The organism is Aeromonas sp. s10 (genome assembly GCF_040907975.1).
In the GTDB taxonomy this organism is placed as follows: domain Bacteria; phylum Pseudomonadota; class Gammaproteobacteria; order Enterobacterales; family Aeromonadaceae; genus Aeromonas; species Aeromonas caviae.
Genome location: NZ_JBFOCV010000046.1, coordinates 15,045 through 34,325 on the forward strand (window position 1 = coordinate 15,045; position 19,281 = coordinate 34,325).

Here is a 19,281-nt window from a genome sequence, read left to right on the forward strand (position 1 = left end):
CGGGCTCCCCCAGCTATCACGCCGTTTCGGAACACTCATGAACGACAACAACAAGAAGCACATTGCGGTGCTGGGCGCCGGCCCTGCCGGTCTGATGGCCGCCTGGCGCCTGCGCCAGGCCGGTTTTGCGGTCACCCTGTTCGAGCAGGAGCCGGTCGTCGGCGGCATGTGCGCCACCCAGACCTTCAAGGGGCGCGACGGCGAGTATCGCTTCGACTACGGCGGCCACCGCTTCATCACCAAGAACCCCGAGCTGCTCGCCTTTATCGACGAGCTGATGGGGGACGACCTGCTCCACGCCGAGCGAAAGAGCGTCATCCGCTTTGGCGGGCGCACCTATGACTACCCCTTGAACCTGCCCAACCTGCTCAAGACGGCGCCGCTGGCCCTGATGGCCGGTGCGGTGAAGGATCTGCTGCTGTTGCCCTTTGCCAAGAAGCCCACCGATTTTGCCAAGGCGAGCTTTGCCGAGTGGATCCAGAGCCACTTCGGTCGCACCCTCTACCGCCAGTTCTTCGAGGGCTACACCGGCAAGCTGTGGGGCATCAACCCGGACAAGCTCTCCGCCGACTGGGCCGGCCAGCGCATCAGCCTGATCGATCTCAAAGACGTGGCACGCCGCCTGCTGCCAAGGCGCAACGGCAGCATGTCGGTGCGCACCTATGCCCGCAAATACCGCTATCCCAAGTACGGCTTCGGCCAGATCTTCACCACCTTGGGCGAGCGGTTGGTGGCCGAAGGGGTTGAGCTGAAAACCGGCGCCACCATCACCCGCCTCGAGCAGACCGATGGCCGCATCGAACGGGTGTATTGGTCACAAGATAATGTGGAGCAGAGCGAGCGATTTGATCAGGTGATCTCCACCCTGCCGCTGCCGCTCACCTGCCAGCATCTGGGCTTGCCGTGCGATCTGCACTACCGGTCGCTTCGCTTCGTCAATATGCCTCTCAAACAGGAGAACCTGTCGGACAACACCTGGCAGTACCTCTCCGACCCCCATATTCTGGCGACCCGTCTGCAGGAGCCGCGCCGGCGCAGCCCCTTTATGGCACCAATGGGGCAAACATCCGTGATGCTGGAGATCCCCTGCAATCCGGGGGATGCCACCTGGCAGGCACCGCTCTCTGATCTGCGCGGCCGGGTCACCGCCGATCTCGCCAGCCTCGGCGTCGACACCCAGAAACTTGGCGATGAGACTTTTGAAGCACGTAGCGAGTACGCCTATCCGCTGATGGATCTGGGTTATCAGGCCCGCCGCAACGAAGCCATCAAGGCGCTGATGCCGATCACCAACCTCATCATGACCGGCCGTCAGGGGACATTCCGCTACATCTTCACCGACACCGCCATGGAGATGGGGATGATGGCCGCCGACATGGTGATCGACGGGGTGGACAGACGCCACGCCATCTTCAATCATCGCAACGAAAACACCGTGATCGAAACCCAGAGCGTGGCCTGATGGCCCCTGAATGTGGTGAACGAAGGAGGTGGACAGACGCCGCAACACCTTCAATCATCGCAACGAAAATACCGTCATTGAAACCCAGAGCGTGGCCTGAGTGCCGCGCCATGGGCATAACCTCTTGGCATAAGTAAGGAGAACAGGATGACCATCCGCCCGGGTTTACTCGCCCTCACCCTGCTGCTGACCCTGAGCGGGCAGGCGCAGGCTTACTCCTACGCCGCCGCCGGCAAGGAGCCGCTGATCGATGCCCGCGAGGCACTGCTGGGCGCAGCCACTGACGGCAAGGATGCCAGCGCCACCTTGAGCGAGATTGCCGAGGAGCTGACCTATCTGGAACAGCACCACAAGGTCGAGCTGCAAGCACCGCTGGCAGCCGCCATCAAGGCCAAAGACGCCGCAGCCACCGCCGCCCTGCTCAACCGGGCCTACAAGGCGGAGATCGAGCGCCGCCTCGAGGGGGCCAGCCAGAACCTTGGCGACTACCAGACCGCCAAGGTTCTGGTGGTCAAGAGCAAGCGCTTCTTGGATTTGATCCTCCCCTCCCTCAATGAAGGGGATCGCAAGGCCGCCGAACAGGCGCTGGCCAAGGTGCTCGATGCCATCGGCAACCCTGGGGTGTTCGGGGTGGGAGCCAAGCCCGCCGACGCCGCCGCCTTTGCCACAGCGGAAAAAGCGCTGATGGCCGTGCTGGCGCCGCTTTGATGACCTCTCATCGATGATGACGACCCCCCTCATCCCCACCCCTTCTCCCGCAAGGGGAGAAGGGGGGCGTCATCACGGCCGATTACGCTTCGCTAATCGACCCTACTTGCTTGCCCTGCTGCAACTGGCCTGGCTTGGCTGGCTGCTGACCTTCCCCGTGGCGCTCGATTCCGACGATGCCCTCAACTTTGCCCACGGGGTGGTGCGCTTCAGCGTGCTGGAGTTCTCCCCCCACTTTCCGGGCTACCCCGCCTTTATCTGGCTGGCGCGGCTGATCAATCTGGCGGTGGACGATCCGGCCCGCGCGGTGCAGTGGGCAAGCCTCTTGGGGAGCAGTTTGCTGGCGCCGCTCGCCGCCTTCCTCGCGGCCAGATTGTGGCAGCGGCCAAGCTTGCTGGCGCCGGTCTGGCTGCTGGTGTTGGCCCTGCCGCTCACCCCGACGCTCGCCCTCTCCGGCCTGTCCGACGGGCCTGCGCTCGCCGCCTGGCTGGCAGCGCTGCTGGCCTTGCTGCATCGCAAAGCGGCCCTGGCAGGTCTGCTGCTCGGCCTCATGCTGGCGCTGCGTCCCTCCTACTTCGTGTTGGCCCTGTTGCCCCTTTGGCTGGGGATGGCGCAGCAGGGCACGCGCGTCAGGTTTGTGCTCCCCATCGCGCTGGTGGGGCTAGCCTGCCTGCTGTTTGTCTGGCAGGCCGATGGCTGGGCCTATTTCAGCGAGGGGCGGCGCTTTACCGACGGCCACTTTACCCTGTGGGGCAACACGGCGGCGGCCCACGGGGATCGACTGCTGAGCTGGGCGAATACCTTCCACGAGCAGCTCACCCCGCTCTGGCCCCTATTGATGGGAGCCTTGCTGGTACTGCCGCTCTGGCAACGGTCCAAGGATCACAATGCGACCCCCTCCGTGCTCTGGCCCCTCTACTGGCTCGTCCTGCTGCTCTGGACCCTGTTTGGCCAGAACCCGGACAATCCCCGCCATCTGGCCCCCATCACCCTGCTCGGCCTGGTGTTGCTGGCAGGCTGGCTACCGCGCCGGGGCGAGCTGCCAGCCGTGTTGGGGGCCCTGTTGCTGCTGCTCTGCACCCTCACCCCACCGGCGGCACCAGCCATGACCCGGGCCGCCAGACTGGCAGAACAAACGTGCCCGGCGCTGGTGACCCAGTGGGGAGTGAGGCTGCTTAGGGAAACCACAACCCTGCCCGTCACCGACGGCTGGTACCGGGGGGATGCCGCCCTTGCGCTCACTCAGGGGGCCTGCCGCCTCAGCCGCCGCCCCCTGGGGGCAGAGGCGCTACCAGGGTCTTATGACACCCTCTGGTTTGCCCCCCGCTTTCACGCTGAACCCGGCCTCTGGCTCGCCCTGCCCCGCTGAACCGGGCGCTTGCGAGGGCATCGCACGACTCGTCTACACTCACAGCCGGGTCTGTCAGGAACCAGTGCAATGGAAAGAAACACGAGCGGAACCGGGGAGGGGATCCGGGTCGCGCTGGCCCTGTTGCTGGCCTGCGCCCTGCTGATGCTGCCGCTCTGGTGGCAGGGGGGCAGCCAGGGACACGATCTGTTTCATCACCTGCTCTCCGGCCACTACTTTGCCCGCCAGCTCTGGCAGGGGGAGCTCTATCCCCGCTGGCTGATGGCCATGAACGGCGGCTTCGGCAGCCCCACCTTCTTCTTCTATCCCCCGCTCCCCTACTACGTCAGCGCCCTCTTTGCCGGGCCCGGTGCCCACCCCCAGCAGGCCATCTACCCTTTACTTGGCAGCGCCACCCTGGCCCTGCTGCTCTCCGGGGTGTTTGCCTATCTGTGGCTGCGTGCCACCACGCCCCCTGGCCGGGCCCTGGCCGCCAGCCTGCTCTATCTGGCGCTGCCCTATCATGTCGCCATGGATCTCTATGCCCGCTTCGCCCTGGCGGAGTTCTGGGCCTTCGCCTGGGCTCCCCTTATCCTGCTGGGGCAGGATCTCGCCCACCGCGGACGACCTCAGGGGTTGCCCCTGCTGATCCTGGGGCTGGCGCTGCTGGCCTTCTCCCACCTCCCCAGCCTCTTGCTCATGATGGGGCTGGTCACCTTGCGCGCCTTCTGGTTCGCCAGACGCACCCGCACTCTGACGCCCTGCTGGCAAGCCCTCGGCGCCCAGGGTATGGGGCTTTGCATGGCTGCCGCCCTGCTGCTGCCCGCCCTGGCGGATCAGGGGGCCATCTCCATGGAGCTGATGCGTGGCGGCATGTTCGACTACAGGCGCAACTTTCTCGACCGCCTGCCCAGCGCCTGGGAGGACTGGCGTTTTCGCGGTCACCTGGCGTGGCAGAGCATGCTGACCCTGGCCCTGCTGCTCATCGCCTGGGCAGCCGCCCGGGAGCCGCGCCACCCCGAGCTGCTGTGCTGGGGGGCGATCGGCGTCGTCGCCTTCCTGATGATGCTGCCCCCGAGCCAGCCTCTCTGGAGCCTGCTTCCCCCCTTGCAGCGGGTGCAGTTTCCCTGGCGGCTCAACCTGGTGCTCGCCCTTGCCACGGTCGCCGTGGTGGCGCTCGGCACCCAGCCCCATCGTCTCTGGCAAGGGCTCTGGTGGGGAGTATTTCTGCTGACCCTCCTCTCCACCCTGGCCTATGTGCGTCACGCCCCCCTGACCCAGGCCCCCGAACGAGAGGCCATGGCATTCGAGTTCGACAGCAAGCGCAGTGCCCGGGAATACAGACCAAGGCAGGTACCGGGAGGCATGTTCGCCCCGACCCTGCTCGCCTGGAAGGAGGAGTTCCAGCCGCCTGTCAGCGCCGAACCGCCAGGCGCAAGCTGGACCCTGACCCGCTGGCAACCCCGCGCCCTGGCGCTGGAGGTCAAGGCCCGGGTGCCGACCCGGCTGGTCCTGCACCAATACCATTACCCCGGCTGGGAGGCCCGCCTCGACGGGCACCTGGCGCTGACGGTGAGCGCCAATCGCCAGGGGTTGATGCAACTCTGGGTTCCGGCAGGCCACCACAGCCTCACCCTGACCCTGGCGGCACGCTGGCCGGAGCGCACCGGCAATGCCCTCTCCCTGCTCGGATGGCTTGCCTGGCTCTGGCTGCTCTGGCGCCACACCCGACAAAAGGGCATCGGGCAGGATGCACCTGATCGCGCCCGCCAAAACTGATAGACTCAACACCTGCCTCTTAACCCGGCCCAGCCCACGACTCGGATCCCCTATGCCCCAAGCCAGCTCCCTCTCCCCCCGTTTCCTCTTCATCCTGCTCGGTGCCCTGGCGGGCCTGACTCCGCTCGCGGTGGACATGTATCTGCCCGCCATTCCCGCCATCGCCCGGGATCTGGCTACCAGCATCGACGGTGCCCAACTCACCATCAGCGCCTTCCTGGGGGGCTTTGCCATCGGCCAGCTCTTTTACGGGCCGCTCGCCGACAGCTTCGGCAGAAAGCCGGTGATCCTGGCTGGCCTGACGATGTTTGCCGTGGCCTCCGTAGGCTGCGCCATGGCGGACTCCCTGCCTGAGCTCCTCGCCTGGCGCATGTTGCAGGCAGCTGGCGGGGCGGCTGGCTCGGTGGTGGTCAACGCCCTGCTGAGAGACCTGTTCGAGAAGGATGCGTTTTCCCGCGCCATGTCCTTCGTCATCCTGGTGATGACCCTCGCCCCCCTGGTGGCCCCCGTGGTGGGGGGGTATATCAGCGCTCACAGCGACTGGCGGGTCATCTTCTGGCTGCTGGTGGCCATCAGCCTGCTCATCTGCCTGGTGATGCAGTGGAAGATTGAGGAAACCCTCAAACCCGAGCACAAGCAGCCCCTGCGACTCGGGCAGGTGCTTCGCAACTACTGGGGGGTGCTCTCCCACCGTGGTGCCATGGGCTATGTGCTGTGCGGCGCTCTGTCGAGCTCCGGCATGTTCGCCTTCCTGAGCGCATCCCCCTATGTCTACATCGAGTATTTCAAGGTGCCGACCGAGCACTACGGCTGGCTCTTTGGCCTCAACATCCTGCTGATGATGGTGGTCACCTTCGCCAACAGCCGGCTGGTGAAAGGGGTGGGTGCCGAACGCATGTTGCGATACGGCCTGACCGTGCTGCCGCTCGCCGGGGCCCTGCTCATCTACAACGCCTGGAGCCAGACCGGGGGCCTGTGGGGCATCGTCATCCCCGTCGTGCTCTTCGTCGGCCACATCAGCCTGGTGGGGGCCAACGCCATGACCGGCCTGATGGGCCACTTCCCCCAGTCCGCAGGCACCGCCTCGGCGCTGGCGGGCACCCTGCGCTTTGGCCTTGGGGCCCTGGTGGGGGTGCTGGTCAACCTCAATCCCCCCGAATCGCCGCTCCCTATGGCCATCGCCATCGCCGGTTGCGGCATGGGGTCGGCCCTCAGTTACTGGCTGCTGAGCGGCAAGCGCGTCCCCTGACGCCCTGCAATGAAAAAGCCCTGTCCATGGACAGGGCTTTTTGCATCGGGGCGCAGGCTTCAGTCATCGGCCTGCAACCCGCTGCGCGCCAGGATCTCGCTCTCCAGCCCATCCAGGCTTAGCTGGTTTTTCTTGCGCCAGTAGGCCTCAATCCCCTCCCGGCCCTGACGGGCCGACCAGTTGGCAAGATCCTCCCTGTCTCCCTGGTACTCATACAGAGGCACCGACATGCCGCACGACGTCTGGACCCGTTCAATGTCCAGCAGGAAGATCTGGCGAGCCGCTACGCTTGGGGGGAACAGCGCCAGCAACGACGGCCACTGCGGATCAGTGCGGTGCAGCACCCGTGCCTGGCCATAGGCTCGCAGAATAAGCGGCGCCCCCTCGAAGGCGCAGAACATCACCGTCATACGCGGCTGTTGCAGCACCTGGGCTGCGGACTCGTTGCCGCTGCCGGTCAGGTTGAGCCAGGCCAGGGTGTGGGCATCGAGGACGCGCAGCGAATCCCCGCCCTTGGGGGAGAGATTGACCGCTCCCTTCGCGGCTGCCGTGCCGACGAAGAAGATCTTCTGTCCCTCGATAAAAGTGACATGGCGCGGCGAAAGCGCCTCGAACAGTTGTCCCATCCTGCCTCTCCCTGGTGCCTGGAACCGGGTTGCCTAAAACAGGGCGCTGTTGAGCCACAGGTGCGCCCCTATGCCGACCATATAGCCAAGCAAAATGGCAGGCAACCACTTGAGGTGCCCGACGAAGGTATACATGCCCCTGGCCTGCCCCATCAGGGCCACCCCGGCGGCGGAGCCGACCGAAAGCAGACTGCCCCCCACCCCGGTGGTCAATGTCACCAGCAGCCACTGCCCCGTGCTCATCTGCGGCTCCATGGAGAGCACGGCGAACATCACCGGAATGTTGTCGATCAGGGCGGAGAGCAGGCCGATGGTGACGTTGGCCAGGGTCGGATCGCCACCGTCATAGAGGAAATGGGAGGCAAGCGCCAGATACCCCATAAACCCGAGGCCGCCGACGCACATCACCACCCCGTAGAAGAAGAGCAGGGTGTCCCACTCCGCCTTGGCAATCTTGTTGAACACATCGAACGGCACCACCGAGCCCAGACGCAGCAGCCTGGCCTCGTCCCCGGTGCGCTCATACAGCGCCCGTGCCCGGGCCAGGGTGACGGGCTGGGTCTTTCGCAGATAGAAACTGAAAAATTGCAGGTAGCCCAGCCCCATCATCATGCCGAGCACGGGGGGCAGCCCCAGGAAGTGATGGCAGGCGACGGCGGTCACTATGGTGAGCACAAAGAGCAGCACGATGACAACGGCGCCGCGCCTTGGCACCACCATCTCGCCCGGCATGGCGGGCACCAGACGGGGCACCATCAGGCTCATCAGGGTGGCCGGCACCAGGAAGTTGAGCAGGGCGGGGATGAAGAGCAGCAAGAACTGCTGGAACGGCACCTTGCCCGCCTGCCACACCATCAGGGTGGTGATGTCGCCAAAGGGGCTGAAGGCGCCGCCCGCATTGGCTGCCACGACGATGTTGATGCAGGCCAGGTTGATGAAGCGGCGCTCCCCGTTGGCCACGTTGAGGACCACTGAGCACATCAGCAGCGCCGTGGTGAGGTTGTCCACCACGGGGGAGATGAAAAAGGCGAGAAAACCGGTGAGCCAGAAGAGCGTGCGCAGGCTGAATCCCGCCTGCACCAGGCGTACCCGCAGCACGGCGAACAGCAGCCTGTCCTCCATGGCGTTCACATAGGTCATGGCCACCAGCAAGAAGAGCATCAGCTCGGCATACTCCAGCAGGTTGTGCCGAAAACCGGCCTGAACCAGCTCGCTGTGCCCCTGCCCCGTATAGACCAGGCCGATGGCTATCCAGATGATGCCGGCGGCCACCAGCACCGGCTTGGACTTTCGCAGCTTCAGGTACTCCTCGGCCATCACCAGGGCGTAAGCCAGGGCGAAGATGGCGAGGGCGAAGAGCCCGACCCCGCTGTGGGTCAGATCGAGGGGGCCGTTGCCCGCAACTGCGGGGGCACTGAGCAGGGCCGCCCCGGGCACGAGGCGAAGGAGTCCAGACATGGTGGCATCTCCTGGCAGGCGTCTGGCATTGAGGCTAGCAGCGCAAAAGGAAGCCGCCCTCCTTGTCGTCCTGATGAGCGGCCCGCCGCGGGCACTCAGGCAAACATGAGCGAGGCCCGTTGCCGGGCCCCGTCATCAGGAGGTCTTCTTGCCAAAACCCGATTGCTTGAGGGTGTAGCCTGCGCTGTTTTGCCAGGCATCCAGCCCGCTTCGGTTGTTGCCCGCCACCAGGCTCGCGGCCAGGCTCGGGCTGTTGAAGAGCTGATCGGCGGTAAAGATGAAGCCCCCTTCGGGGTGGGGAACGAGCACCCCCTTGCCCAGCAGCTCCTGGCGCAGCTCGATCACCGCCTCGCGCAGGGATGCCGCATCCTCGCCGTTGGCGGTGGAGCCCGCCTGGACCATGAAGCCGGGGTTTTGCCGCTTGCCCACCGGATAACCATGGGCCTCTGCCCCCTTGCCATTGAAGTGGTAGAGCTCGCGCTCCCCCGGCTTGTTGTCGGAGAGGGCCTTTTGCAGGGTCATCAGCTCGTTGTAGATATCGATGGGGACCACGGCAGCCTGCTTGACGCCCTTGCTGTCGACGATAAAACTGACTTGCTTGTGTAACATCCTTGCTCATCCTGTGACCCATGGAAGGCCCTATTCTAACCACCTCAGGCGAGCGGGATCCAGCGAGGATCCCCATCCCTTTTGCAGGCGCGATCACTAACTGGCATAGTGACGGACATTGTGAAAGCCATTGACCATCAAACGGTTATCCCATGCTTAGCCTGCGCAACCTCAGTAAACGCTTCGCCAACGGCGGCGAGACGCTCCCCCTGTTTGAGGGGCTGGATCTCGCCCTCACCCCGGGGGAAACCTGCCTGCTGCTGGGGCAAAGCGGCTGTGGCAAGTCCACCCTGCTCAACCTCATCGCCGGTCTCATCGCCCCGGACGAGGGGGAGATCTGGCTGGAAGAGACCCGTCTCGACACCCTGCCGACAGACGAGCGGGCCCGGCTTCGCGGGCGCCATTTCGGCATCGTCTATCAGGATTTCAACCTGCTGCCGACCCTGACCGTGGCCGAGAACCTCGCCCTGCCCCTTCAGATAAACAACCTGCCCCAGGACGATGGGCGCCTCGATGCCCTGCTCGCGCGCCTTGGCATGAGCCACAAGCGCCACGCCTGGCCGGAGCAGCTCTCCGGCGGCCAGCGCCAGCGGGTGGCGCTGGCCCGTGCCCTCATTCATCAGCCCCGTTGGCTGCTCGCCGACGAACCCACCGGGAGTCTTGATGAACACAACGCCGAGCAGGTGATGGCCCTGATGATGAGCGCGGTGCGCGATACCGGCGCCGGTCTCTTGCTGGTGAGCCACAACCCGGGCTATGGCGACCTGGCGGATCGGGTGCTGCGCCTTGAAGGGGGGCAGCTGGTCGAGCTCAAAGGGCGCCGCCATGGCTGACGTCTGCCGGGGGGCCTGCTGATGTTGCCGCTCAAGGCGCTGCTGCGCCTCTATCGCGCTCACCCCTGGTTGCTCTTGATGAGCCTGGCCGGGCTCACCCTCGGGGTCACCCTGGTGGTGGCCATCGAGCTCTTGAACCACAGCGCCCGCACCAACTTCGTCGCCGCCCGCAGCCAGCTCGCCGGGGAGGCCAACTACCGCCTGGCCCCCCAGGGTGGCCTGGATGAGCAAGTCTACGTGAGGCTGGTGCGAAGCCAGCCGAACCTTGACGCCATGCCAGAGCTTCACGCCTGGCTCAAGGACGCCCAGGGGCGCAGCTTCCAGTTGCTGGGGATGGATCTCTTCAACCCCGGCCCCCTGCGCCGCCTCTTTGGCGATGCGCCAGACAGCCAACCCGATGTCTCGTTGAATCGCGCCGACAGCGTCTGGCTGGCCGCCCCCGAGGCGAGGCGCCTTGACTGGCAACCGGGCCAGTCGCGAACCTTTGTGCTGGGGGATGAGGGGCAACGCCCGCTGACCCTCACGTTGGCCGGCACCTTCGAGCCCGGCGCCGTCCCCATGGAGCGGCTGCTGGTGACCGACATCGGCCTCGCCCAGCCCCTGCTTGGCAAGGAAGGACGGCTCGATCGCATCGTCTTCAAACTCAGCGAGCAAGAGGCCAATACCTTGCAAAGAGCCTTGCAGGCGGCCCTGCAATCTTATGCCCCCCATCAGCCCCTCTGGCTTGAGCCCATCAGCCCGGCGCTCGATGCCAGCCAGCTCGGGGATGCGCTGGCGCTGAACCTCACCGCCCTCTCCCTGCTCGCCATGGCGGTGGGATTGTTTTTGGTGTTCAACGCCCAGCGCTTCGTGCAGAGCGTGCGCCGCCCCCTGCTCGCCCAGCTCATCATCCTCGGGATGCCGCCGCGCCGGGTGCTGCGCTGGCTGACCCTGGAGATCCTGATCCTCGCCACCCTCGGCACCCTGCTCGGGCTGCTGCTGGGGAGCCTGCTGGCCCTCGCCCTGATGGGGCAGCTCACCCAGGCGCTGGCCGACCTTTATGGCCCCAACCCCATCGACCTGCTGCGCCTCTCCCCGACGAGCCTTGGCAAGGCGCTGGTGATTGGCCTTCTGGGGATGCTTGCCGCCAACCTGCCCGGCTGGTGGCAACTGCTGCGCCAATCCCCCCTTGCGCTGCGAGAGGGCAACAGTCGCCCACCGGCTCACCCCTGGCAACGCCGGGGGCTTGCCATCGTCATTCTGCTGCTGTGCGCCCTGTGTCTGTGGCGGCCAGAAACCGGCCTTGGCGGCGCCCTCTTCGTGGCCGGAGGCTGGCTGCTCGCCATGGCCCTCCTGCTGCCCGATGCCCTTCGCTCCTTGCTGGGGCGGCTGCGTGCACGCGGCCCCCTCACCGCCCGGCTCGAGGTGGCAGAAACCCTCTATCACCTGGATCGCACCGCCATCGCGGTGATGGCGCTGCAACTGGCCATCGCCGCGGCCATCGGCATCGGGGTCATGGTGTCGAGCTTTCGCTCGAGCGTGGAGATCTGGCTCGGCCAGCGCCTGGCCGCCGATCTCTACGTCACCGCCCCCAAGGGGGTGGCCGGCAGCAGGGGCGCCCTCGGCGAGCAGACCCTCAACACCATCCTCGCCTCGCCGGACGTGCGCGCCGCCTCCCGCCGCGCCGTGCTCCCCGCCCGCTGGCAGGGGCAGCCCATCGAGTGGGCGCAGATGGACTTTATCCCCGAGCTCAAAGCCGCCTATCCCCTGCTGGCCGGGCGCTGGCCCGCTGCTCCCGACGAGGTGCTGGCGAGCGAACCGCTGACGGTACGCCTCGGGGACAGGGTGGGCCAGCGCCTCGAGGTAACCAGCGAGGGGGGACCGAGGGCTTTCACCGTCACCGGCGTCTATCAGGATTACGGCAGCGACAAGGGGCAGATACTGCACGCCTTCGAAGGGGGCAAGGTGCAATCCCTTGCCCTCTTCAGCCCGGATCCCGAGCGCCTTGGCGACAGGCTCAGGAGCCAGTTTGGCGAGCAGGTGAACCTGTTGCCCGCCCCCGCCATCCACGCCGCCGCCCTCAGGGTGTTCGATCAGACCTTCGTGGTGACCGAACTATTGAAGTTGCTGATCCTGGGGATCGCCTTCGTCGGCATCGGCTCGGCCTTCATGGTGCTGGGGCTGGCCCGGCGCGGCGAGTTGCAGACCCTGCAAAGCCTTGGCCTGAGCCCGCGGCACTGCCGCCGGCTGCTGGTGTGGCAAGGGGCGGGCCTCGGGCTGCTCACCGCGCTCCTGGCACTGCCGGTGGGCTATGGCCTCGCCTGGGTGCTGATTGAGGTGGTCAACCCCCGTGCCTTTGGCTGGCGGCTGGCCTTCGAGGCCGCCCCCCTGCACGCCGTCACGGCGCTTCTGCTGGCGCCGGTGTGCGGGGCGCTGGCCTCCTGGTACGCCGCAAGGAGAGTGGTATGAAAGATTGGTTGACGCACTGGCTCAGCCATGGCTTGACGTTCCCATTGACCAGATCTCTGTCACCGCCCCTGATTCAGCGCAGAGAAGCGCACAAAGCTGCCGCGAACCATCCCCTCTCCCTTCGGGAGAGGGCCAGGGTGAGGGGAATCTTGTCCTCTTGGCTCGCAGCCCTCTTGATCCCGCTTGTTGCCATAAGCGGCCACGCGCAGGCAAGCGATCTGGGGGCCATCCTTGGCGGTGGCAGCGATCACTTCAAAAAGGCTCTGCCGGGTCAGTCCATCAACCTGCCCGCCGATCACGGTGCCCACCCCGACTACCGCTCCGAGTGGTGGTATCTCACCGGCAACCTGAAAGACGAGCAAGGGCGCGGCTACGGCATGCAGTGGACCCTGTTTCGCCAAGGCATTGAACAGGAGATAACATCCGACAACCCCTGGCTCACCCCTCAACTCTGGTTGGCCCAGTTCGCCATCACGGATGTGAGCAAAGGCAGCCACCAGCAGGACGAGCGCACCAGCCGCCAGGGGCCAGGGCTCGCCGGTGCCAGCGGCGGCCAGTATTGGCTGAAAGAGTGGGTGCTTACCTCTCAAGGGGAATCGCTCTTTCCCGCCACCCTCAAGGTGCAGAGCAAGGCGGGGGATCTTGATGTGAAGGTGAGCGCCGCCAAGCCCGCGGTGCTGCAAGGCAAAGCGGGTTACAGCGAGAAGAGCCCGGGCAACGCCTCCTTTTACTACTCCTACCCGCGCCTGACCATCAGCGGCACCCTGACCCTGGATGGCGAGATCCGCAACGTCAGCGGTGAGGGCTGGTTTGATCACGAGTGGAGCAGCTCGGTATTGGCCCAGTGGCAATCGGGCTGGGACTGGTTTTCGCTCCAGTTTGACGATGGGCGCGAGCTGATGCTGTTTCGCCTGCGCACCAAGGCAGGACGCACGGAGCCGGAGAACCGCTACGGCATCCTGATTGAGCGGGACGGCAGCAGCCGGGTGCTGAACCCTGCGCAGATCCGCCTCACCCCCGGCAGGACCTGGCGCGGCCCCAAGGGGCAAGCCTACCCCATCGAGTGGCAGCTGGAAGCCGCCGAGTTGAACCTGACGATCCGTGCCCGCCAAGCCAATCAGGCCATGACGGGACGCTTTGACTACTGGGAAGGGGCGGTATCCGTCTCGGGGGATGCCAAGGGCGTCGGCTATCTGGAGATGACGGGGTATTGAGCCCAGGGCCTCCCCGCTTCGATTTTGGATCCCCATCAAAATAACGCGTCAAACCTCTTCTCACATAAAACGTTTCACTCAACAAGTGAAGTCGCGCTTGATACCCTGCTCATCCTGTTTTCACAGCTCTAATGGCAGACAATGGAGTCCCGTATGCCTCCCACCCAATCAGGTTAAACGCAGCACTCTGGGAACTTTAAGCCTGTACGGTAGCAATGTTGCTTTCTGACATAATGGTATGGAGTAGGTATCAGTGAAAGCTGAGTAGGATAATTTATAAAAGTTAAAAATATCAGAAATATAGGTTAACAAAAAATACATATGGCCCTTAAATATATTTGACATTTGCAACCTTAATATATTCATGCCATTAGCAATGGATAGACATACCTTTTTACACAAAGAGAATCTAATTATATTTCGTCGCAAAACGTTCTATATAGGATAGATATGAAGCACTTCTTTATTAAGCAAATGATCCTTGACCCTACAATAGCATTACGGATAGATGAGTCTGAATTTTATTCACTAAAGCACTCAATGGATATATTATTATCAGCAAAGGCGATAGAAGAAAAGTATGATATTCTTGTCTCAAATTTTTTAGAATTTGAGAAGGAAATACTATCACAACTAGCCCAACAAATGATTTTCACCCAAGAAACCTATCAGCAGTCTTATGAGCTACAAAGTACTTTAAATAGAAGGGTGGTAAATCTACTTACATCAACAAAATTATATTATGATCAGATTGAAAAACACGTTCGCATTTGTATGCACGGTGACCATGATTGTGGCAGACAAGCAAAGATTTACTTCAGCACTGAGTATGACACCCACTTCGAATATAGGTTTATGGAGGCACTTAGAAACCATGTCCAACATTACGGCTTAGCCGTTCACTCACTTTCATTACAAAGTAAGTGGGTTGGCCCTCATGAGGATCATCAGCTGATTAATCAGATAAAAATCTTCGCTACTAAACATGATATTTCTTTAAATTCAGGATTTAAAAAAACAGTATTCCATGAAATGCCTGAAAGAGTAGAAATTATAAAGGCAATTAGAATTTACATCGGCTGTTTTAGTAATGTGCACATTAAAATTAGAACACTTATAAGTGAAAACGTATCATCATCTAGAGTGAACGTTGAAAATGCTCTAAATAACTATAAAGAGGCTAACTCAGGTAATGCTATAGGAGCAAGTGCGTATATCGTGAATGTAGATAATCCAACATCTAAGCCAATAGAACAGTTTGCGCTTTTACTTGATTGGGATGATGTTAGAGTCGGCCTTGTCAATAAAAATAAAACGCTTCACAACATATATCGTTGGCATGTTAGTGGAAGCTATCTATAAATTTAATAAACTCTATGTTTGTTATCACCTAGTGGTGAATGCTCCGACATAACGACTACAACCTCCTTTCACTCTCTGCCTTGATGGCGCCCAGTATCCGGCGCCGGATCAGGCCGCTGACGGGGCGGATCAGATACCAGTAAGGTGCAAACTTGAGGCGGCAGGCCAGATCCGGGCAGAACACCCTTGTCTGGGTGGTCAACCGAGTGGTGCCGTTTGGCTGGCGGCTGGCCGAAAACCCCAGAGCGAGCTTGGCAACGCCTGGAGCCGCAAAGTCCAGATAAGCCTGACTGTCCGCTATGGTCACCAGACCAAAGTCCGGCCGCCAGAACCGGCCGACAAGGCCGTAGAGCAGCGTGTTGTCGTCATGGCTGTCGAGCGGCACGAATCTGTCCAAGCCAAAGGGAGGCGGGCTGGCGCTCTGTTGGCGGCCGAGAAGGTGCCCAAGGCGCATCGGCACTTCCCGCAAGCCGATCAGGTGGCGAAAGGTCGGATCCGCTTCCGGTCGATAGTTGGCCGCCGCCTGGATGACGGTGTGCGGGTCGGCGGCAATGTCGCGAGCGTGCTCTTCACAGAAGTGATAGGCAGGCAGATAGTGGTTTAGCGGCGTCATCAATCCTTCCTTGCCATTGCTCGTATCAGCATCGGCCCCTTTCATAGCACGTAGCACCAGACAAGTCCCGTTTTTAAGCCACCTTGTTCACCCCATTGAAAACGGCAGGATAGTTATCCTGCCGTTTTGTTTCCCTATCTCGCCGCCTGATCCACCAGATAGAGGATGCTGTGATAGGGAATGCCGGCGTGCTGGCTGAGCCCCATTTCACAGGTACGGCTGTTGCTGAAACCCTGACGGCAATCGTTGGGCACCTGGGCGGGCAGGCTGGCAAGCGCCGCGGCGTTGAGCTCAGGGGTCATCAGCCCCTTGTCGCCGGCAAAGCCGCAGCACTGGATATGCTCAGGGACTATCACCTCGCGGGCGCAGGCACGGGCGACACTGAGCATCGCCTCCCCCAGCCCCATGCGCCGGCTGCTGCAGGTGATATGGAGCATCACTGTCTCATCGATGGGGGTCAGCTCAAGGTGGGGCAGCAGGTGTTCCAGCACAAAGGTAGCGGGCTCGAACACCCGAAGGCCCTTGCCGAGCGCCCCCGAGAGCAGCCGCTGCACGCAGGGGCTGGTGTCGAGCAGCACGGGCCAGCGCCCCTGCTCGCTTGCCTGCCACAGGGCCTCGGCCAGCTCTGTACGCTTGCCCTGTGCCACCTCGCTCATCCCCTTGCTGTCATAGGGCATGCCGCAGCAGAGCCCCTCGATGCCTTGCGGCACAATCACCCGGCAACCCGCCTTCTTGAGGAGGGATAACACCACGTCCGGCAGTGACGGGGCCTCCTCCTGCTGGCCGAACACCCGGCTCGCGCAGGACGGCAGATAAACCACAGCGCGATCCCTTGCTTCATCATTGCTCCCCTCCCCTTGTGGCCACCGGTGGCGGCTCGGCCCGGGCAGGGTGGGCAGCCAGGCGGGCGTTCGCTGGCCGCTCAGATGGCGAACCCCGTTCACCAATCCTGCCAGCACCTTGTCTCCCAGCACCTTGCCGGCAATGGCTTTTAGGCCGAGGGCTCCGCGTGCCGTGCGGGTAACGCCGGCGAAATGATCGGCGCTCCAGCGGGCGATGGGCGCGAAGCGCTGGTACTTTTCGCTACGCAGCTTCTTGATCAGGCTGCCGGTGTTGATGCCGACAGGGCAGCGATCGGCGCAGAGCCCGGTGGCGGCGCAGGTCTCAATCCCCTGATAGTCAAACAGCCGGGCCAGCTGGTTGGAGGGCTCATCGGCACGAGTGCGGCGTGACAACTCCCGATAGAGCACGATGCGCTGGCGCGGCGACAGTGACAGGGTGCGCGAGGGGCAGACCGCCTCGCAAAAGCCGCACTCGATACACGGATCGACGATGGCATCGCTCGCCGGCATGGGTTTGAGATGGGCCAGGTGGGCCTTGGGGTCGTCGTTGATGATGACGCCGGGATTGAGCAGGCCAGCTGGGTCGAGCAGCGCCTTGATGCGGCGCATCAGCGCCATCCCCTCCGGCCCCCATTCGAGCTCCACATAGGGGGCCATGTTGCGGCCGGTGCCGTGCTCGGCCTTGAGGGACCCGCCAAAGCGCACCGCGACCAGCTCGGCCACCGCGTCCATAAAGGCGCCGTAGCGGGCCACCTGCGCCGGATCGTCGAACCCCTGGGTAAAGACGAAGTGCAGGTTCCCCTCCAGCGCGTGGCCAAAGATGATGGCTTCACCGTATTCGAAGCGATCGAACAGGGCTTGCAGCCCCGCCACCCCTTCGGCCAGGCGCTCGATGGGAAAGGCGACATCCTCGATGATGACGGTGGTGCCAGTGGTGCGCACCGCCCCCACCGCCGGGAAGAGCCCCTTGCGAATGGCCCAGAGCCCGGCGCTGTCGGTAGTAAAAGGCACAGAGGCGACCTGGGCGAACTCGGCGGCCATGGCCGTCACCTGCTCACAGCGATCCACCAACTCTTCCTTCGACTCCCCATGCACCTCGACAAGCAGGGCGCAGGCAGCCAGATCCAGGGTCTTGATAAAGTCCGGCAGGCCGGGCTTGCCCGCCACCGAGCGAAGGGATCGCCCATCCATCAGCTCCACCGCCGCCACCGGCGCACTTTTCAGGCGCGAGGTGGCCAGACAGGCCTGCTCGGCGTCCCGAAACACCAGCAGGGCCGAGGCCTTGTGGGGGTATTCGGGCACGGTGTCGAGCACCACCTCGGCGATAAAGCCGAGGGTCCCCTCCGAGCCGATCATCAGGTGGGTGAGGATATCGACGGGGTCCTCATGGTCGAGCAGGGCATTGATGGCGTAGCCGGTGGTGTTCTTGAGCCGGTACTTGTGGCGAATTTTCGCGGCAAGCTCGGCGTTCGCCAGCACCTCGGCGCGCAGGGCGGCGAGCCCCGAGAGCAGCTCCGGGCGTTTGGCCACAAAGGCGGAGCGGCTCTGGGGGTCGCCGCTCTCCAGCACGGTGCCATCGGCCAGCAGCAACGTCATGGCGTGCAGGGTGTGATAGCTGTTGTGGGCGGTGCCGCAGCACATGCCGCTCGCGTTGTTGGCGGCGATGCCGCCCAGCTTGCAGGCGTTGATGGAGGCGGGATCCGGTCCAATCTTGCGCCCCAGAGGCGCCAGATAACGGTTGGCATCGGCGCCGATCACCCCGGGTTGCAGGGCGATGCGCTCGCCCTCGTCCAGAATGCGGTGGCCGCGCCAGCTGTCGGTCAGGGTGATGAGCACCGAATCGCTCAGGGCCTGGCCCGAGAGGCTGGTGCCGGCGGCGCGAAAGGTGCACGGCAGGCCCAATTCGCGGCACACCCCCAGCACGAAGCGCACTTCATCCAAAGAGTCGAGGCGCACGATGCGCTCTGGCACCAGGCGGTAGAAGCTGGCGTCCGTGCCATGGGCCAATCGCAAGTCCGGGTCGCTCACCAGCCGCTCCGGCGCAATGCGCGAGAGCACAGCGGCATCAAATTCATTCCAGCGCATCAGCAATCCTCCACCAGCACCACCAAGAGGCGGCTCGGGCCGTGGGCGCCGTAGGCCAGGGTCTGCTGGATGTCGGCGGTCTTGGAGGGGCCGGAGACCAGCAACAGATTGGTGGGCATGGCCTGCTGCCAACGCCCGGCCGCCACCAGCCCCGCCAGGTTGTCGGCGATGGTGGAGGCCGCCAGCAGGGCGATATGGCAGGGGGGCACCAAGGACAAGGTGCGCGGCTCGCTGCCATCGGGCAGCAATACGAGCGTGCCGGTATCGGCGATGGCGCCCGCGCAGTGGGTGATGCCCGCCTGACAGACGTCGAACAGATCGTCCTTCCAGCTCGAGAACTCGCCAGAGGGGGTTAGCACAGATCGCCCGGCGCAGGCGGCCGCGATTTCGACTTGCCAGCGGCCACCCTGGCCACAGGCCAGACTCGTCACGCCTTCTTCATCCAGCCAGGCGGCCAGATCCCGGGCCAGGTTTACCTGTTGGACTGTGAGGATCTCGGCGTGGCTGGCGCGGATCCCGGCAACAAAGCGCTCGCGCCGCGCCTGTTCATCCTCCCCGCGCCAGGGCTGCCAGCCATGGGGGGCGTGGGCCATGGGGGTGGCGGCGCCGCGCAGGCGGCTTAATATGGCCTCTTTGCTCGACATC

Annotated in this window: 15 protein-coding genes; 9 read left to right on the forward strand and 6 right to left on the reverse strand. The window is 63.6% G+C overall.

Annotation, left to right across the window (positions count from 1 at the left end):
* The first annotated feature begins 37 nt into the window (after nucleotides 1-37).
* From AB5Y59_RS17250 to AB5Y59_RS17270, 5 genes are all read left to right on the forward strand, one after another.
* Nucleotides 38-1,462 (forward strand): NAD(P)/FAD-dependent oxidoreductase, encoded by a 1,425-nt coding sequence (locus AB5Y59_RS17250; RefSeq protein ID WP_323886613.1) that lies wholly within the window; start codon nucleotides 38-40, stop codon nucleotides 1,460-1,462.
* A 147-nt stretch (nucleotides 1,463-1,609) separates the two neighbouring features.
* Nucleotides 1,610-2,170, forward strand: coding sequence for a hypothetical protein (locus AB5Y59_RS17255; RefSeq protein WP_368212426.1), 561 nt, complete (start codon nucleotides 1,610-1,612; stop codon nucleotides 2,168-2,170).
* A gap of 106 nt (nucleotides 2,171-2,276) precedes the next feature.
* Complete coding sequence (locus tag AB5Y59_RS17260) at nucleotides 2,277-3,539, forward strand: hypothetical protein (RefSeq protein WP_368212445.1); 1,263 nt, start codon at nucleotides 2,277-2,279, stop codon at nucleotides 3,537-3,539.
* Between the two features lie 69 nt (nucleotides 3,540-3,608).
* Nucleotides 3,609-5,297 carry a hypothetical protein gene (locus tag AB5Y59_RS17265; protein ID WP_368212427.1) on the forward strand — a complete coding sequence of 563 codons (1,689 nt, stop codon included), beginning with the start codon at nucleotides 3,609-3,611 and terminating at the stop codon, nucleotides 5,295-5,297.
* A 52-nt stretch (nucleotides 5,298-5,349) separates the two neighbouring features.
* Complete coding sequence (locus tag AB5Y59_RS17270) at nucleotides 5,350-6,546, forward strand: Bcr/CflA family multidrug efflux MFS transporter (protein WP_368212428.1); 1,197 nt, start codon at nucleotides 5,350-5,352, stop codon at nucleotides 6,544-6,546.
* A 59-nt stretch (nucleotides 6,547-6,605) separates the two neighbouring features.
* On the opposite strand, the gene AB5Y59_RS17275 is transcribed toward AB5Y59_RS17270, so the two are convergent.
* From AB5Y59_RS17275 to AB5Y59_RS17285, 3 genes are all read right to left on the reverse strand, one after another.
* The gene (locus AB5Y59_RS17275; RefSeq protein WP_368212429.1) at nucleotides 6,606-7,172 is read right to left on the reverse strand and encodes a pyridoxamine 5'-phosphate oxidase family protein; all 567 of its coding nucleotides are present in this window, start codon (nucleotides 7,170-7,172) and stop codon (nucleotides 6,606-6,608) included.
* Nucleotides 7,173-7,205: 33 nt separating this feature from the next.
* Nucleotides 7,206-8,630 (reverse strand): sodium:proton antiporter NhaD, encoded by a 1,425-nt coding sequence (nhaD, locus tag AB5Y59_RS17280; RefSeq protein WP_201934883.1) that lies wholly within the window; start codon nucleotides 8,628-8,630, stop codon nucleotides 7,206-7,208.
* A 135-nt stretch (nucleotides 8,631-8,765) separates the two neighbouring features.
* The gene (locus tag AB5Y59_RS17285; RefSeq protein ID WP_010674381.1) at nucleotides 8,766-9,239 is read right to left on the reverse strand and encodes a DUF4357 domain-containing protein; all 474 of its coding nucleotides are present in this window, start codon (nucleotides 9,237-9,239) and stop codon (nucleotides 8,766-8,768) included.
* 152 nt (nucleotides 9,240-9,391) lie between these two features.
* Between AB5Y59_RS17285 and AB5Y59_RS17290 the strand changes: the two genes are divergently transcribed.
* From AB5Y59_RS17290 to AB5Y59_RS17305, 4 genes are all read left to right on the forward strand, one after another.
* Nucleotides 9,392-10,072 (forward strand): ABC transporter ATP-binding protein, encoded by a 681-nt coding sequence (locus AB5Y59_RS17290; RefSeq protein WP_010674380.1) that lies wholly within the window; start codon nucleotides 9,392-9,394, stop codon nucleotides 10,070-10,072.
* A gap of 21 nt (nucleotides 10,073-10,093) precedes the next feature.
* On the forward strand, nucleotides 10,094-12,520 hold the full coding sequence (locus AB5Y59_RS17295; RefSeq protein WP_368212430.1) for an FtsX-like permease family protein: 2,427 nt from the start codon (nucleotides 10,094-10,096) through the stop codon (nucleotides 12,518-12,520).
* A 173-nt stretch (nucleotides 12,521-12,693) separates the two neighbouring features.
* The gene (locus tag AB5Y59_RS17300) at nucleotides 12,694-13,734 is read left to right on the forward strand and encodes a lipocalin-like domain-containing protein (RefSeq protein ID WP_368212446.1); all 1,041 of its coding nucleotides are present in this window, start codon (nucleotides 12,694-12,696) and stop codon (nucleotides 13,732-13,734) included.
* Between the two features lie 450 nt (nucleotides 13,735-14,184).
* Nucleotides 14,185-15,096: a hypothetical protein gene (locus AB5Y59_RS17305; protein WP_141712055.1), complete on the forward strand. Its 912-nt coding sequence runs from the start codon at nucleotides 14,185-14,187 to the stop codon at nucleotides 15,094-15,096.
* 55 nt (nucleotides 15,097-15,151) lie between these two features.
* Here the strand turns inward: AB5Y59_RS17305 and AB5Y59_RS17310 are convergent, their stop codons facing one another.
* From AB5Y59_RS17310 to AB5Y59_RS17320, 3 genes are all read right to left on the reverse strand, one after another.
* Entirely contained in the window at nucleotides 15,152-15,709 is a 558-nt protein-coding gene (locus AB5Y59_RS17310) for a hypothetical protein (RefSeq protein ID WP_368212431.1), read from the reverse strand.
* Between the two features lie 134 nt (nucleotides 15,710-15,843).
* Nucleotides 15,844-18,636, reverse strand: a complete 2,793-nt coding sequence (locus tag AB5Y59_RS17315) for an FAD-binding and (Fe-S)-binding domain-containing protein (protein WP_368212432.1) — start codon at nucleotides 18,634-18,636, stop codon at nucleotides 15,844-15,846.
* Complete coding sequence (locus AB5Y59_RS17320; RefSeq protein WP_368212433.1) at nucleotides 18,636-19,280, reverse strand: lactate utilization protein C; 645 nt, start codon at nucleotides 19,278-19,280, stop codon at nucleotides 18,636-18,638. Before AB5Y59_RS17320 ends, AB5Y59_RS17315 begins: the two co-directional genes overlap by 1 nt.
* Between the last annotated feature and the right edge of the window lies 1 nt (nucleotide 19,281).